Below are 15295 nucleotides of genomic sequence, written 5' to 3'. Positions count from 1 at the left end.
CGTTCGCACTCAGGCGTACGCCTCGAACTCCCGACCGAACGCGAGGAAGTAGCCGGTGCCGACGGCGCCGACGACGGCCGCGACGGTGAACGCGACTTCGGGGCTGACGAAGTCCCACAGGTACCCCCCGACCGCCGCGCTCGGGATCACGATCGCGTTCCGTATCAGGTAGTACGTCCCGGTGACGCGGCCGCCGGTTCCCCGCTCCGCCGGCCCGACGATCAGCGCCTTGTGCGACGGCAGCCCCGCGAACCGAAGCCCGGAGAACGCGAAGACGGCGACCATCACCGCCCAGAGCGGCAGCGCCGACCCCGCCAGCGTCGGCGCGTAGATCAGCACGACGGGGAAGACGGCGTAGACGGCGAAGCCGACCGCGACCACCGGCTTCAGTCCGACGCGCTCCGCGAGCTTCGAGGCGGGGACCATGATCAGCAGCGCGACGAGCATCTCGACCCCGAGGAGGTAGCCGAAGAACGCCTGCGGGGAGAGGTCCACGCCGTAGGAGAACCCGCCGAGCGCGACGGTCGCGTCGAGGCCGACCTCGAAGAACTGGGTGACCACGAGGACGAAGAACACGTACACCATCCCGTTCGCGAACCGGACGAGCGTGTCGCCGACGAGCAGCGGTCGGAGCGGCGCCGGCATCTCGCGGAGGTCCCGGCGGATCTGGTCGATCCCCGCGAACGAGCCGCCGAAGGTGTCGTCGCTCGCGTCGTAGAGGACGTGCTGGACGAGCGTGCCGAGGGCCCCGACCGCGACCGCGACCGCGAGGACGAACCGGAAGCTCACCCCGAACTCCGCGCGAAGCCCGATCAGGACGGCGGCCAGCACGGGGCCGATCAGGAACGCCGTCCGCCGGAACGTCTCCGTGCTGGCGAACCCCGCGGCCAGCCGCGAGGGGTCGGTCGCCTGCTTGACCACCGCGAACGTCGCGCCGAGGCCGAACGACTTCCACGCCTGCGCGAGCGCGAGACCGACGAAGATCCAGACCCACGGTTCGACGACCAGCCCGCCCACAGCGACCGGGCCGATCCCGGGAGCGACCAGCCAGACGGCGAAGCCCGCGGTCGACAGCAGCCCGAACAGCGTCAGCGCGTACCGCGATCCGATCCGGTCCGAGACGGCGCCGCCCGGGTAGGGGTACAGCGCCGAGATGACGTTGCCGAAGGTGCCGAACAGGCCGACGACGAACCCGGACGCGCCGAGCGCGACCAGGTACTCCGGGAGGAACCGGTTCGTCATCTGGAAGCCGAGGCTGAAGGCGAACATCGCGACCGACAGGACGAGGACGTCTCGCTCCAGCGCGAAGAACCGCCTGAACGCGTCGAGCGCGCCGGACCCTTCCGTCTCGGTACCCGCCGCGTCTTCGCTCACGCGTCCTCCCCCCGCGTCGCGAGACGGTCGCGGTCGTCGGCTCCGATCCGGGCCGGCAGCGCGAGGGAAACGGTCACACTCCCTCTCCGGTTCGAGCCGACAAAAATCCGACTCCGCCGCTCGCCGTCACTCGGCGTCCGGCTCCGTCTCTCGGTATCCGCCTCCGTCAGTCGGCCTCCGACTCGGCCGCCCGGACGAACGCGCGCAGGTCCTCGATCGAGTGCGGGTCGATCCGTTCGCGCGTCCCGTCACTCGGCCTCCGACTCGGCCGCCCGGACGAACGCGCGCAGGTCCTCGATCGAGTGCGGGTCGATCCGTTCGCGCGTCCCGTCACTCGTGTAGAACAGGCTCGTCTCGACCGCCTTCTCGGGGAACCACTCGTCGAGGACGTGGTAGTAGACGCTGAGCTGCTTGCGGTACTCCGACTGGGCGCGCCGCGTGGAGTCCGTCTTGTAGTCGATCACCTCGACCCGATCGGCCGTCACGTGGACGAGGTCGACGATCCCCGAGACGGTGACGCGGCGGCCGTCGATGTCGATCGGGAGCGTCACCGGCTCCTCGACGTGTTTCTCGCCCGACAGCCCGTCGAGCAGTTCGACGATCCGTCGCGCGTGGGCACGCACGTGGTCGTTCGACGGCAGCTCCTCGTCGCCGAGCGCGTACGCCTCCGCGAAGTCGTGGACCCGCGAGCCGAAGTCCATCCCCCGGGTCTCCGGGTCCGCCTCGGGCTCGGGGCCGGCCTCCGTCCGCTCGCCCGCCTCCTCGAACACCGACTCGTCCATCAGCGAGTGTGGTGAGTGACCGATCGGCCCGGCCGGCGCGGTCACCGCGAACGGCAGCTCCGCGTCTGCGGGCTCGCCGCGGTCGAGCGGCTCGACCTCCGGCTCGATCGCCTCGACGGCGACCGGAAGCTCCTCGAGGAACGTGTTCGGGTCCTCGCCGGCCGCGAACACGACGTGGCTCTCCGCGCGCGTGACCGCGACGTACAGCAGCCGCCGCTCCTCGCCGTACTCGCGCGGCAGACAGCGCCTGATGACGTCGTGCCGCCAGCTGTCGTACACGTGCGGATGAGCGCCCTCCTCCGAGTAGATCTTCCGCTGCCGGAGACCGACCGGGTCCCGATACCCGATCACGCTCGACCCGCCGGCCCGCGGCGGGAAGCGCCCCTCGTTCATGTTCGCCATGACGACGATCGGGTACTCCAGCCCCTTCGCGGTGTGAATCGTCTGAACGGTCACCGCGTCGTCACCCGCGGTCGCGCGGACGTCGACAGTGCTTCCGGTCTCGACGCCGCGCTCGATGTGCCGGATCACGTCGCCGCGGGTGGCCGTCGTCGCGTCGTGGACGGACTGGAGCGTGTGGAGGAGGACGTCCGCGACGTCGCCCGTGTACCCGTAGCGGTCGAAGACGCGGCGCGCCACCGCGCCGAGCGACTCCAGCGCGCGGAGATCGTCGCGGAACCCCGCCGGCTCGGTCGGGTACGCCCCCGTCTCCAGGGCGTGATCGATCTCGTCGAACGCGTACCCGGCCCGTTCGAGCACCACCGCCCAGCCGCGGTCGGCGTCCGACTCTACGATTCGGAGCCACGCGAGCAGCAGCTTCGCCGGGTCGGTCCGGAACAGCTCGATCCCGCCGTCGTACGCCACCGGGAAGTCGTGCTCGGCGGCGACGTCGAGGAGCTCCCGACCGTAGTCTCTGGTCCGCGTGAACACCGCGACGTCCCCGTACTCCGGCGGGCGCGGCTCGCCGTCCTCGCCCTCCACGGCGTACTCGTCGCTGCCGACGATCTCCTGGACCTTCGAGAGGACGGCCTCGTGTTCGTCCTCGTGGCGGATCCCCTCGACGACGGTGTTGTCGAAGGCGGCGTTCGAGGAGAGGCCGACGACGTCGTCGGGGCTCGTCTCGACCGTGTCGCCGCTCGACGCCGGCGTCACGATCGCTCGCTCGGAGAGGTCGATGACGGACTCGGTGGACCGGTAGTTCTCCCGCAGTTCGATCCGGGTCGGGTCGGGGGAGTCGAACGGGACCCGATCCGCGTCGTCGTTGAGGTCGGCGGCGAACCGCTCCAGCCGGTCTTCGAACTCTGAGATGTTGCGCACGTCCGCGTACTGGAACGAGTAGATGCTCTGCTTCCAGTCGCCGACGACGCAGACGTTGTCAGTTCCGGACAGGAGTAGCGCGAGCTTGAACTGGACCTCGCTCGTGTCCTGGAACTCGTCGACCATGACGTACTCGAACGTCGCCGCCTCCCGGGCGCGCTCGTCCTCGCAGAGGAGGACGAACGCGAACAGCTGGAGGAAGCTGAAGGATAGGTAGTTGCGGCGCAGCGCGAACCGAAGGTACTCGACGTAGACGTCGTGAACGAACGCCTTGAGCCCGTCGCGCTCCTCGTAGAAGACCTGCCGCGCCACGTCGTCGTCGAGCCGCTTCGTCCCGCGGCCGCCCCGGAGCGTCGACTTCGACGGGGCGTCGGCGCGGTACGCCTTGTCCCGGCCGAAGCCGCTCAGATCCTCGCGCAGCTTCGACTGTTTCCGGCCGTCGTTCCGGGGGCCATTCGCCGCGTCGAACCGCTCCTCGAACGCCGCGAAGTCGCCGTCGAGGTGTGACTCCCCGTCCCGGTACCACCCGTCCGTCGTCGGGAAGATCCCCTTCGACGCGAGCTCCTCGATCAGGTCGAGCAGCTCGCCGGGCGCGGAGAGGACGCGGTAGAAGTCGGCGTGTTCCGGGTGGTCGTCGCGGAAGCCGCCGAAGAACTCGCGGAACCGCTCGGCCTCGATCAGCTCGTCTTCCAGGATCCGCGTCGAGCCCGTGATCCGCTCGTCGAGGCCGAGGTGCGTCGGCGCCGCGTACCCGTGTTCTTGGAGGAGCTCGTGGCAGTGCGAGTGGAACGTCCGGATCGGGGCGTCGGCCAGCTCCCGCAGCCCGTACCCGCTGTGGTCGACGATCCGCTCTTTCATCTCCGTCGCGGCGCTCCGCGTGAACGTCGCCAGCAGCACGTCCTCCGGCTCCACGTCGAGTCGGTCGACGATCCGCCCGTAGCGACGGGTGACGGCGAACGTCTTCCCCGTCCCGGGACCGGCGTCGACGAGGTACGGTCCCTCCGTGGACTCGATCAGCTCCCGCTGGGCGTCGTTCGGCGTCGGCTCGCTCATCGGTCGCCCCCCAAAAGCAGGTCGCGGTTGTCCACGCGCCGGTAGTTCGGCTCGCCCCCGAGCCCGTCGACGGGGAACCGCTCCTCGCCGGCCCGCCGGGCGTTGAGCTCGTCGAGTCGCTCGTCGACGAACGCCTCGAAGGCGTCCAGGTCCTCGCGGAAGAACGCCCGCTTGCGGACGCCGTTGAACTCCCGAATCGCCTGGTCCGAGCCCTTCTCGGCGTCGACGTCTCCGGAGGTCGCCGCGTCGACCGCGGCGTTGAATCGCTCGGCGAACTCGGAGTCGCGCAGCTCGCCCCTGTCCGTCGTCTCGGGGAACGTCAGGGGCGCCACGATCTCCTCGTAGGCGGCGTAGCCGAGGTCCTCGAACGTCTCCCGGCAGTCCGTGTAGCCGTCCAGCAGCCGCTCGTACGCCTCTCGGGACCCGACGTACTCGTCGAACGAGGTCGGGTGGTAGGTGACGGTCGTGAGCGCGTCGTCGAGGTCGGCGTCGCCGGCGATGACGTCGGCCATCGGTTCGAGGAAGTGGAAGAACGTGAACTCTATGCGCTCGTCCGGGCGGACCGTCCGGTAGTAGGTGAGGTACAGCGCCGCCTGGAAGTTCGGCGCGTCGGCCGGCGGGTCGAGCGCCGCGCCCTTGACGACCTGCGTGAGTCGTTTCTTGCGGCCGCTCTTGTAATCGAGCAGGCGGGTCGGCGACCGCACGAGGTCGATCTTCCCCTTCACGCCGAGGGATTCGTCCTCGAACCAGCGCTCGGTGAGCGGGGAGTCGACCGGCTCGTCGAAGTGCTCCGCGAAGAAGTTGGTCCCCCACCCCGACGCCGGCGTGAGGAAGTCGTCGGACGCCGGCCCCTCGTCGTCGAGGTACTCCGTTATCAGCTCCAGCCCGATGCGGTACGTCCGGCGGCGGAGCGGCTCCTCGGCCGCCGAGAAGAACGCCTCCGCCTCCGCGATCATGGCGTCGACGAGGTCGTCGGCGTCGGCCGCAGCGACGACGTCCGGGTGGTTCACGTAGAACTCCGCGAAGTCGTGGAAGAGGTTCCCCTCGACGAACCGCTCCTGGTCGGGGGAGTCGAGGAGCCGCCCGAAGAGGTAGTCCCGCGGGCTGTTGACGTAGCTGTTGAGCGTCGACTGGCTGACCGTCTCGACCGACTGGGGGTCGACCCCGGTCGGTCGTCGGTCGAAGCCCGCGCCCGTCGACCGCGGCCGCCGCCGGTGTTCGACCGAGTCGAGGTCGCTGAACCGCTCGAACTCCTCGTCGAGCAGGTCACCGAGGTACAGGCAGGGGGTGATCGGCTCCCCGCCGGCCGCGTCCTGAACGAGGTAGTACTGCCGGTCGCCGCTCTGGAGCAGGCGCTGGAAGCTCCCGACGTAGCGGTCGAACTGCGTCTCGGTGTCCACCCACGGCCGCTGGGGCGCCGAGTGCGTCCACTCCTCGCCCATGCCGAGGTGGAAGACGACCGGGCGGTCGACGTACGCGGAGGACTTCGCGTCGGCGAGGAGGACGCCCTCGTTGTCCCTGTCGACCGGGACCTCGTACGTCTGGAGGTAGTAGGCGAGCCGGTCGACGGCGCCGTCCGTCACCGGTTCGTCGGCGAGGCCGAGGCTCCCCAGCTCCTCGTCGAGCCGGCTCAGTTCGACGCCGGCCTCGGACGCGTACGCGTCGAGCGCCTCCGCGAACGTCCGGTTCTCGACACGGTCGCGGAACGTTCGCAGCCACGCCACGCCCGGTCGGTCGACGGCCGCCAGTCGCCGCTCGCGGTCGGCGATCGGCGCGTCGATTCCCAGCTGCGAGAGGACCGGGGCGGCGTCGCCGACGGTCGTCTCGGATCCCCGGAAGCAGAGCCGGAGGAGCCGGACGAACGCCCGGTGGTGCGGGTCGTCGGCGAACCCCGGACCGCCGTAAAAGGGGACGTCCGCGGCCTCGAACGCGGACTCGACGAGCGAGGAGTACTTCCCGCCGCCGTCGAGGACGACCGCGACGTGCTCGGCGTTGCGCGCAGAGACCGTGTCGAGGAGCGCGGCGACGACGTCCGTCGCCGACTCGAAGACGTGGAAGGGCGGGTGGTCGAACGCCTCGTCGGCGAACAGCTCGACGCGGTCGAACTCCTCCGGGAGGACGCTCCGCTCCAGTGCGGTCAGCTGGTCGTGACCGACGACGGCGACGGACTGGTCCCCCTCGTCGGACCGATCCCCCGTGACCGACCGGTCCCCGTCAATCGACCGGCCCCCGTCGACCGTGTACTCGCTGAGCCGCTTCGACGTCGTGCGGAGGGTCCGCATCACCTCGACGACCTCGCGGGTCGCGTCGTCGACGTACGCGTCGTATTCTAAGATCGCGTCGAGGCGGCCCGTGTGTTCCCAACACTGGAGGACGTTCCCGACGGCGTACGCGACCGCCTTCCAGTCGTGGTCCGTCTCGGTGACCAGCTCGAGGAACGCGCGGCGGTCCTCCGCCTGCTCGCGCCGGCCGGCGGCGAGGCGGCGCGGCGTGGTCGCGAACGTCCCGAAGTGGGGGCGGTCGAGGCGGCGGTTGATCGCGCTCGCCAGCGCGGCGTCGGGAGTCACGACGAGGTCGTAGTCGGCGACCTCCGCGTAGAGTGTCTCCGCGGGTTTCGCTCTCCGGATAGGCACGACTACCGCGACCCGGACGAGTCACAAAAAGATAGCGGGGACGACATCAGACCGACTCGCGTAACGCCCACACGTCGCCCGCGGGGTCCAGATTCGACGGTTCCGCGCCCCGCGACGTCAGGATCCCGGCGTGATACAGCACCGCTTTCAGCTGGAACACGGTGGGCGAGTGGTAGACCTCCCCGTCGGCGAGGGGATCGCGCCGTAACTCCCCGTCGGCGTTCAGGACGCGGCTCCGGACGTCGTCGTCCCCGCGGACGAACAGTTCGACCGTGAACGACGGGTGCAGCGCGTGGAGGTACTCGACGACCTCCGGGAGGTTCGGTTCGGTGATCCCGTCCTCGTGCATGTGCTGGAGCTCCTCGACGAGCAGCTGCGTCGCCGGGTACTCGTAGACGACGCGCCTCGTGAGCATGCCCCACTTCGGCGCCAGGTCACAGAAGCGCTCCCGCGAGCGCTTCCAGTCGTCGAACGTCGCTATCGCGGCCTCGACAGAGCCGTACTCCCGCAGCGCGAACCTGACGACCTCCCGGCCGAGCGGCGTCAGCCGGGCGGGTTCGGGGTGGTCGTCGATGAGGTTCAGGAAGGCCGCCCCCGTCCGGGCGTCGTCGGTGGCGCGCACGACGTGCTCCGCGAGGACCCGTTCCGTGTCGCGCTCGTGGGAGACCGCGAGGGGGTACGCGAGGTAGTTCTTCGGGTGGTTGAGGCCGAATGACTTGCCGGCGACGCCCTGCGCGCTGGCCTGGAACCGGATGGCCGTCGTCTCGGTCGTCGTTCGGTTCCCGACGACGCGCGGCGTCTCGACCGGATCGACGGCGCCGTCGGGGGTCACGCCGAGGACGCCGACGTTCAGCTCGCGAGCGAGGGTCCTGGCGGACTGCGAGACGGTGTCCGCCGGGACAGCGACGTACGCGGCGTTCGCCTCGTGGAGCCGGTCGTACGCCTGAACGATGCCGCGCTCGACGTCGGCGTCGCTCCGGTTCGTGTGACCCTTCGCCTCGACGACCACCAGCGGCGGGTCGTCGCCCAGTCGGTCCACGGCCAGGAGCTCGTCGCTCAACAGCCGCACGCCGACGAGGTCGGGGTAGCCGGAGCCGACGCGGACGTGGTTGAACGGCGCGAGTTCGTCCGCGATCGCCGGATCGATGGACTCGTCGGCGAGCCATCGGTCGGACGAGAACTGGGTGTCGACGACCGCGTACCCGTCGTCGGCGTTGTCGGGGAACAGACGGCGCTTCGCGTGCGCCAACACGCGCGGTTCCGAGAGCGGCGACGCCGCGCTTGCCATGACGGGACAATGCTCTCACCGGCTCATGAAGATGGGGGTAACGGTGAGCGCGGGAGGAAGATGCGGGTCATTATCACGATAATCATTATCCAGAGTATGACCCGCTACGACCGGCCGGCGGAGCTCGACGCCCTTGACGCGGACGAACTCAAAGAGTAATGGACTGACCCGGCGGCGCTACTCGACGCCGAGTTCACGGGCTGCGGCCGCCGAGATGGTGAGCCCGGCGTCGGCCGTGGTCACGCGCTCGTCGATCACGTCGTCGAGCACCTCGCGGAGTTCCGCGATGAACGAACTCGGCCGTTCGACCTGGACGCGCGTCGTGGACTTGTCGGCGTAGTTCAGCCCGCGGTGTCGAACGTAGATCCGCGCGAACGACCGCCGAACCGGTCGAGGGACGTCCCATACGACCGCGGGGAGGCCGTCGAGCGACGTTTTCACGCCGGTCGGCGCGCCCATCGCGACGAGGCACCGACCGAGGACCGTGCCGTCACACGTGGGGACGACCTCGGTCGCGCGGCCGGGCGTGTCGGCGTTGCGGGTGCGCGTCTCGACGCCGACGCGCTCGAAGGCCGCTCGAATCTCCGCGACGTTCACGCGTTCTCCCGGTGTCACCGCGGGAACGTAGTTGTCGACGGGGATGCTCCCGCCGGCGAGGACGTGCGCGAGCAGGTCGACGAGCGCGGCGGCCGTCTCGCCGTCGGGATCCGGGTCGAGCCAGCCGCGGTCGGTCGCCGTATTGACGCCCCGGACCGGATCGGGAACGGCGTCTTCGAGCCAGCCGCGGACGCGCTCGGCGGGGAGGTCGAGCGAACGACCGACACGAGCCCGGCCCGCGTTCGGGTGGTCGGCGGCGTACTCGCGGACGCGGCGGTAGTCGAGGACCTTCTCCCACGGGTCCGGATACACGCGATCGCTGTACGTCCGGGAGAGGGCTTTCGCCGTGGGTTTCATAGCTGATGTAATTCGGCCAACTGATTTGACGCTGTCCGTCTAATTTTCTCCGGTGATACTCGCGCCAGTAAGTACATAAGTAGGCCACGCATAATTTGTAGCAACCAGCAACCGATCCGGACGAAATCGGGGTTTCTTGGGCGTCGACGACGGCGCCCGAGTATCCGGGAATTTCGTTCGGCGGTGGCCGCTGGGTTCAAACAATGAAACCAAACAATCAATCCAACGCGGACGACAGGGCAGTGAGTCCCGTCATCGGCGTCATCCTCATGGTCGCGATTACCGTCATCCTGGCGGCCGTTATCGGGACGTTCGTCCTCGGACTCGGCGATCAGTTAGGAGACACCGCGCCGCAGGCGAGTTTCGACATCGAGAGTTCAAACAGTACAGCGGTTAATATCACCAAAACAGGCGGTCAGGCGATCCCATCCGATGATCTCGTGATAGCTATTGACGGGACAAGGTACGATAATGTCACAGTTTCACCAGGAGGCGACTGGCAAACTGGTGTGACACAGACCTACAATGAGGGTACCCCCAATTTCCCGGATAGTGACGATGCAACGGTTCAGCTCATCCACGATCCGAGTGGGAATGTGATCTTTGAGGGGACGGCTGACCTCACCGCATAGGCTAAATACAGCTATCTATACCGATTTTCTATTTTCTTCCTGTACCGCAACCCGTGTACCTCGGGGTCAAACTGCTGTACAGTCGTAGAATCCAATTCGTAACGGGCCTCACGGACGTTCTCTTCCGACCGAACTAGTTACGTGGGCGTGACATCAAAAGGACCGAGCCGACACGGCCGCGGACTACTGTTTATAAGCGTGCGATCTGGGCGAAGGATCCGAATCTGCGAGGACAGCGCGGCCGGGGTTCGGTCGAAATTCGTTCGTCGACGGCGATCGGTGCGGCGACCAACCGCAACCCAAACGAGGATCGCCGTGAGCTACGACCTGGCGATCGTCGGTCGGTACGGGAAGCTCGTCGAGCTGTGGGCGACGGACCGCTACCCGCTCACGCTCGACTATCCGGTCGTGGACGGATTGAAGTTCGACGCGACCGACGAGGACGGCCGCCCGTGGGACGTGAAGGGCTCGATGGTCAACGGCGTGCGACTGACGTTCAAGTTCTGGGAGGACCAGCACGAGACGCTCGCGGACGCTGACGGCGGGTATGCGCTCGTGTGGTACCGAGCAGAAGGCAGAGAGATAACAGTCGTCTCGTCTCGGACGGTTCGCGCTCGGAACTTAGAGATCACGAACTGGACGAATCCCGGTGAGACACACTATCGGAGTCACTCCCGGGAGGCTCTGGTTGTGTCAGACACTCTCCGTTCATGAAGAAGATTGGTGGGTGATATAAAACAAATAATAAGTGTCTATTACCTAACTTCACAGCATGCCATTACTGCCCGACAGAGGTGTTGATCCGCTTTATACCACTGTCACCCCGATTTTATACCCAGATAGCTCTGCTCATGCGACTGGCTTTTTCTACACCGAATTAGATGATACAGAGTCCCAGGAAGTCGATTTAGATAGTGCGGGTATTTATCTTGTGACAAATCATCATGCTGTAGCCGACGAGAATGGGAATCCAATCTCTGATTCAATTCGAATAATGACCCGGCCGGACAGTCAGGATCTGACCAATTTACAATATCATGATATCACACTGGAAAGTGATGATGGAGAGCAGCAGTGGCTGGAACATCCTCAAGGTTCGGAGATAGACGTTGTAGCTGTCCCTCTAAATATAGACCTCGATGGGACAGGAACGAGAGTTATCTCAAATCAACTGAGACTACCAGATAATATCAAAATACAATTCGGACAGGAAGCAGCCGTACTGGGTTACCCTATTCGGGGGCAGTCCCCATATTTACCAATTGCTAGAAACGCTATGATTGCTAGCTCTTACGGAGTTCCATTTCAGGGACTTCCCTGTTTTGCAACGGATGCTGATATGCACTCAGGAACCAGTGGAAGCCCCGTGTTAACAAGACCGTCTGCGCTTCAACAGACAACAGAAGGATTCCAATTGGGCACACAGAAAATGTTCTTTCTTGGGGTACACTCGGCAACCATGCAATCCGACCACGAACCCGAGGAGGGTCCGCTCAATATCAACGTAACATGGTATGCTGAATTACTTGAGGATATAATCAGACAGGCAAATTGAGCCGAGAGCTAACCCCGAGCGTCCTATCCGCATAGAGTTTCCACTGCTGAGGAGGTGGTGGTACCTTAGTTGTGTGGCCTTAGCCACACCCCTAACCGCCAACCGACCCCCCGGTGTCGGTTCGCCGTCGACGAGCACCTCGTCGAGTACGGATCCGCGCTTGTGTTGCGGTCGAGATCGTCTCGAACCCGCCGGTCGAGAGGGTCGATCGAGGCGAAAACGGCCGCGAAAAGAGGATCTGGATAGTGTTGCCACTCACGAGGGGCCGCGCTACCGGAGCGTCTGGCCCTTCCCCCACGCACTCCGCACCGGCCGGATCTTCGGACCCGACGCGTCCCGGTAGTGTGAGACCGCCTCTTTCAGCCGCTCCGGATCGCGACCCGCACCGACCCAGTACCGCTTGAGCCGCGTCACCAGCTCCGACCAGGACTCATCCGCCAGGTTTCCCATCCGGACCCGGAGGTGCGCCTCGCGCTCGTCGATGTGGATCTCATTCGCCTAGCAGAACGCGATCTGTTCGAGCGATTCCGTGGCGTAGCGAGTCGCTACGGTAGAATCGGCAGTAGTCGTGAAAACGCTCGGTGAGTAAGTGGGCGCTACAGGATTTGAACCCGTGGCAACTTGGTCCGAAGCCAAGCACTCTGTCCAAACTGAGCTAAGCGCCCTCATCGTCGTGTACTTCCGAGAGCGTGTTAAGTCCCGCGATCCGAAATCGCCGCCGCGCAGTCCGACGGTTCCGCGCCGGTCCGGGCGGTCGATCAATTCGAAGACGTGACACGTCCCCGCGATCCGTCGGCGGGCGGTCCCGCTCTCGGACCGGAATTCGGCGGCTGATCCGGTCCACGACCGCGTCGAGACGCATCGTCGCCTCGCAAGGGGCGATCAAAAAGAATATTATTCGGAGCGGGCATGTTTCGGTAGTAGATGTGTCCTGGTCGTACGGCCTCGCGGCCGAACGAGAGGCTCGCGCCGACGACGTCGCCCCCGAGGTGCGTCCATGTATGAGCTGACGCCGCACTTCGACGCCGAGGTCGAACCCGGGACCAACATCCTGTTGACCGGCCCGCCGCTCAGCGGGAAGCGGTCCATCATGATGGACATCCTCGCCGCGGGAACCGACCGCGACGAGGGCGCCATCGTCGTCACCACCAAGGACGGCGCCGACCGGGTGCTCCGCGACTACGAGAAGCGGACGCCCTACGAGGGGAAGCCCGTCGCGGTCGTCGACTGCGTCACCCGCCAGCAGGGCGGCGAGACCCGCGAGTCCGACCGGATCAAGTACGCCTCCTCGCCGGTGGACATGACCGGGATCGGGATCAAGCTCTCCGAGTTCCTCCAGGCGTTCGGCGACCGCGGCATCGAGCGGAACCGCGTGATGGCCCACTCGCTGTCGACGCTGCTGATGTACTCCGACCTCCAGACGGTGTTCCGGTTCCTCCACGTGTTCACCGGCCGCGTCCAGAGCGTCGACGGCCTCGGGCTGTACAGCATCGACTCGACGGCCCACGACGACCAGGCGATGAACACGCTGAAACAGCTGTTCGACGGGATCGTCACCGTCCCCGAGGACGGCGAACCCGATATCCGGCTCCCCTGAGCGGGAGACGGCGGCCCGCGCCGGTTCCCGGGCCGCGGTGACCGTGGGATCGCTTAATCGTGTAGCGACCGTACGGAGAGCCATGCCCATCACCGACGACGCGAACCTCGACCGCCTGCTCGACGCGGAGACGATAGCGGTCGTCGGCTGTTCGACGACGGCCGGAAAAGCCGCGCACGACGTGCCCGCGTACCTCCAGAATCAGGGGTACCGCGTGATCCCGGTGAACCCGTTCGCCGACGAGGTCCTCGGCGAGCCGGCGTACGACGCGCTCGGCGAGGTCGAGGAGGAGATCGACCTCGTCGACGTGTTCCGGCCGAGCGAGGAGGTTCCGGAGATCGTCGACGCCGTCCGCGAGCGACACGCCGAACGGGGCGACGCCGGCGCGCTGTGGCTCCAGCTGGGGATCAGTCACGACGAGGCGGCCGCGGCCGCCGAGGCCGACGGGATCGACGTGGTTCAGGACCACTGTCTCAAGGTCGAACACGGTCGACTGCGCGGGTGAGCGACACACTCTGCTGAGGTCTTCCCTATCGGACCGTATTTGGCCGAACCAGCTGGTCGCCGAAGCGTGCGCCTCGATCGGAGGCAATGGACGAATCGGATCTGTAGAGTGGTTATTTATAAACAAAACCGAGGTGTTGCTGTCGGCTATTTATAAATAGACCGTGCGTCTGCGGTGAACACAGCCAAAGCCCCAGCCGCGAGGTCGGCGCACGCTCGCTGCGGTGCTTACATCGCCTGCGCCGACCTCGCGGCTGCCCCTTTGAGTCCCGCCCCCTACCGCACGGCAACCGCACNCCGACGACCTCGCGCGTGCGATTCGCGCCCTCCGGGCGCTCATCGGCACGCGCCGCCGTCCATTTATAAGTGCTATTCTCCGCTCAGAGCCGATTTAAACGTCACACCGCTCGCGATCACGGCGCCGCCCTTCCACGAATCACCCTTCCCACTCCTCGAAACTGCGGTAGACGCCCTTCGAGAGGTATCGCTCGGAGGAGTCGGCAAAGACGGTGACGACCGCGTCGTGCGGGGCGTCTATCTTGCCGTCGCGGATATCGCGGGCGACCCGCTTCGCCGCGATCGCGTTCGCGGCCGACGAGGAGGCGACGAGGTGGCCCTCCTCGCTCGCGAGCCGGCCCATCTCCTCGTGGACGTCGCGGTCGTCGATCGCTTGGATCTCGTCGACGAGGTCGGGGTCGAACAGCTCGTTCCGCTCGGTGTCGTGAGTGCCGATCCCCTCGGTCTTGTACTCCTCGTGGTCGACGTCCTCGCCGAGGAACTCGCGGTACGCGGAGCCGGCGGGCTCGACCGCGACGACGTGGGTGTCCGGGTCGCGCTCGCGGAAGTAGCGGGCCATTCCCATCAGGGTCCCGCCGGTGCCGCAGCCGGCGACGACCGCGCCCACCTCGCCGCCGAGCGCCTCGTCGATCTCGGGCGCGGTCGCCTCGTAGTGCGCCTCCGCGTTGAGCGGGTTCGAGAACTGCTGGGGGACGACCGCGTCGTCCAGCTCCTCGGCGATCTGGTGCGCGCGGTCGATCGCGAGCCCCATCCCCTCGTCGCTCGGCGTGTTCACGACCTCCGCGCCGAGCGCGCGCATGAGCTGCTGTTTCTCCACCGAGAAGCGCTCGGGGACGACGAAGATCGCGTCCAGCCCCAGCTGCTTGGCCGCGACGGCGAGCCCGATCCCGGTGTTGCCGGCGGTCGGCTCGACGACGGTGCCGCCCTCACCGACGTCGCCGCGCTCCAGCATGCGTTCGAGCATGTACTTCCCGATGCGGTCCTTGATGCTCGCGCCGGGGTTGAACGACTCCAGCTTGGCGTACACCGGCACCGGGTCCGGCGCGTCGCGGACCTCGACGAGCGGCGTCTCCCCGATCGTCTCCAACACGGACGACAGGGGCTCTCGGTGATCGGTCATAGCCCGGCAAACGTTGCCGCCGGATTTGTGTGTTGCCATCGTACCCGCCGGATCCGGCGCTCCGGAGCGGCGGCGTGAATTGCCGGGAGCGGGGACCGCGGTGACGGTCGCAGTGGGCCGCCCCGACCGTGGCGAACCGCCGCGACCGTTGCGAACCGCCGCGACCGTTGCGAACTGCCCCGACCGTCC

The 15295-nt window shown here is 66.8% G+C and carries 12 protein-coding genes, 1 tRNA gene and 1 pseudogene; 5 read left to right on the top strand and 9 right to left on the bottom strand.

The window, feature by feature from the left end; translation table 11 throughout:
• Positions 1 to 9 precede the first annotated feature (9 nt).
• The 5 genes from C466_RS10940 to C466_RS10920 all read right to left on the bottom strand — a co-directional run bounded on the left by C466_RS10940 (position 10) and on the right by C466_RS10920 (position 9401).
• The gene (locus C466_RS10940) at positions 10 to 1374 is read right to left on the bottom strand and encodes an MFS transporter (RefSeq protein WP_004595996.1); all 1365 of its coding nucleotides are present in this window, start codon (positions 1372 to 1374) and stop codon (positions 10 to 12) included.
• Positions 1375 to 1622: 248 nt separating this feature from the next.
• The gene (locus C466_RS10935; RefSeq protein ID WP_004595998.1) at positions 1623 to 4526 is read right to left on the bottom strand and encodes a UvrD-helicase domain-containing protein; all 2904 of its coding nucleotides are present in this window, start codon (positions 4524 to 4526) and stop codon (positions 1623 to 1625) included.
• The gene (locus C466_RS10930) at positions 4523 to 7159 is read right to left on the bottom strand and encodes a PD-(D/E)XK nuclease family protein (RefSeq protein ID WP_004596000.1); all 2637 of its coding nucleotides are present in this window, start codon (positions 7157 to 7159) and stop codon (positions 4523 to 4525) included. The genes C466_RS10935 and C466_RS10930 overlap by 4 nt, the downstream gene beginning before the upstream one ends.
• A 46-nt stretch (positions 7160 to 7205) precedes the next feature.
• The gene (locus tag C466_RS10925) at positions 7206 to 8447 is read right to left on the bottom strand and encodes a hypothetical protein (protein ID WP_004596001.1); all 1242 of its coding nucleotides are present in this window, start codon (positions 8445 to 8447) and stop codon (positions 7206 to 7208) included.
• A gap of 177 nt (positions 8448 to 8624) precedes the next feature.
• Positions 8625 to 9401, bottom strand: coding sequence for a hypothetical protein (locus C466_RS10920; protein ID WP_004596002.1), 777 nt, complete (start codon positions 9399 to 9401; stop codon positions 8625 to 8627).
• Positions 9402 to 9604: 203 nt separating this feature from the next.
• Here C466_RS10920 and C466_RS10915 point away from each other — a divergent pair, with 203 nt between their 5' ends.
• Complete coding sequence (locus tag C466_RS10915; RefSeq protein ID WP_193366047.1) at positions 9605 to 10033, top strand: type IV pilin; 429 nt, start codon at positions 9605 to 9607, stop codon at positions 10031 to 10033.
• Between the two features lie 11 nt (positions 10034 to 10044).
• Here C466_RS10915 and C466_RS17665 read toward each other — a convergent pair.
• Positions 10045 to 10158, bottom strand: a pseudogene (locus C466_RS17665) (DUF7386 family protein); the annotation flags it as partial.
• A gap of 190 nt (positions 10159 to 10348) precedes the next feature.
• Between C466_RS17665 and C466_RS10910 the strand changes: the two are divergent.
• Together C466_RS10910 and C466_RS16140 are read left to right on the top strand one after the other, a co-directional pair.
• Complete coding sequence (locus tag C466_RS10910) at positions 10349 to 10747, top strand: hypothetical protein (RefSeq protein ID WP_004596004.1); 399 nt, start codon at positions 10349 to 10351, stop codon at positions 10745 to 10747.
• Positions 10748 to 10805: 58 nt separating this feature from the next.
• Positions 10806 to 11588 (top strand): S1 family peptidase, encoded by a 783-nt coding sequence (locus tag C466_RS16140; protein ID WP_080505961.1) that lies wholly within the window; start codon positions 10806 to 10808, stop codon positions 11586 to 11588.
• 270 nt (positions 11589 to 11858) lie between these two features.
• On the opposite strand, the gene C466_RS10905 is transcribed toward C466_RS16140, so the two are convergent.
• Positions 11859 to 12038: a hypothetical protein gene (locus C466_RS10905; RefSeq protein WP_004596006.1), complete on the bottom strand. Its 180-nt coding sequence runs from the start codon at positions 12036 to 12038 to the stop codon at positions 11859 to 11861.
• Positions 12039 to 12178: 140 nt separating this feature from the next.
• A tRNA-Arg gene (locus tag C466_RS10900) sits at positions 12179 to 12253 on the bottom strand.
• 332 nt (positions 12254 to 12585) lie between these two features.
• On the opposite strand from C466_RS10900, the gene C466_RS10895 reads away from it, so the two are divergent.
• On the top strand, positions 12586 to 13185 hold the full coding sequence (locus C466_RS10895; RefSeq protein WP_004596008.1) for an RAD55 family ATPase: 600 nt from the start codon (positions 12586 to 12588) through the stop codon (positions 13183 to 13185).
• A gap of 82 nt (positions 13186 to 13267) precedes the next feature.
• Positions 13268 to 13690, top strand: a complete 423-nt coding sequence (locus tag C466_RS10890; protein ID WP_004596010.1) for a CoA-binding protein — start codon at positions 13268 to 13270, stop codon at positions 13688 to 13690.
• A 435-nt stretch (positions 13691 to 14125) separates the two neighbouring features.
• Here the strand turns inward: C466_RS10890 and C466_RS10885 are convergent, their stop codons facing one another.
• The gene (locus C466_RS10885; protein WP_004596012.1) at positions 14126 to 15106 is read right to left on the bottom strand and encodes a PLP-dependent cysteine synthase family protein; all 981 of its coding nucleotides are present in this window, start codon (positions 15104 to 15106) and stop codon (positions 14126 to 14128) included.
• Positions 15107 to 15295: the final 189 nt, after the last annotated feature.

The sequence above is a fragment of the Halorubrum distributum JCM 10118 genome (assembly GCF_000337335.1).
Lineage (GTDB): Archaea > Halobacteriota > Halobacteria > Halobacteriales > Haloferacaceae > Halorubrum > Halorubrum distributum.
This window is presented reverse-complemented; position numbering and strand designations above follow the sequence as displayed.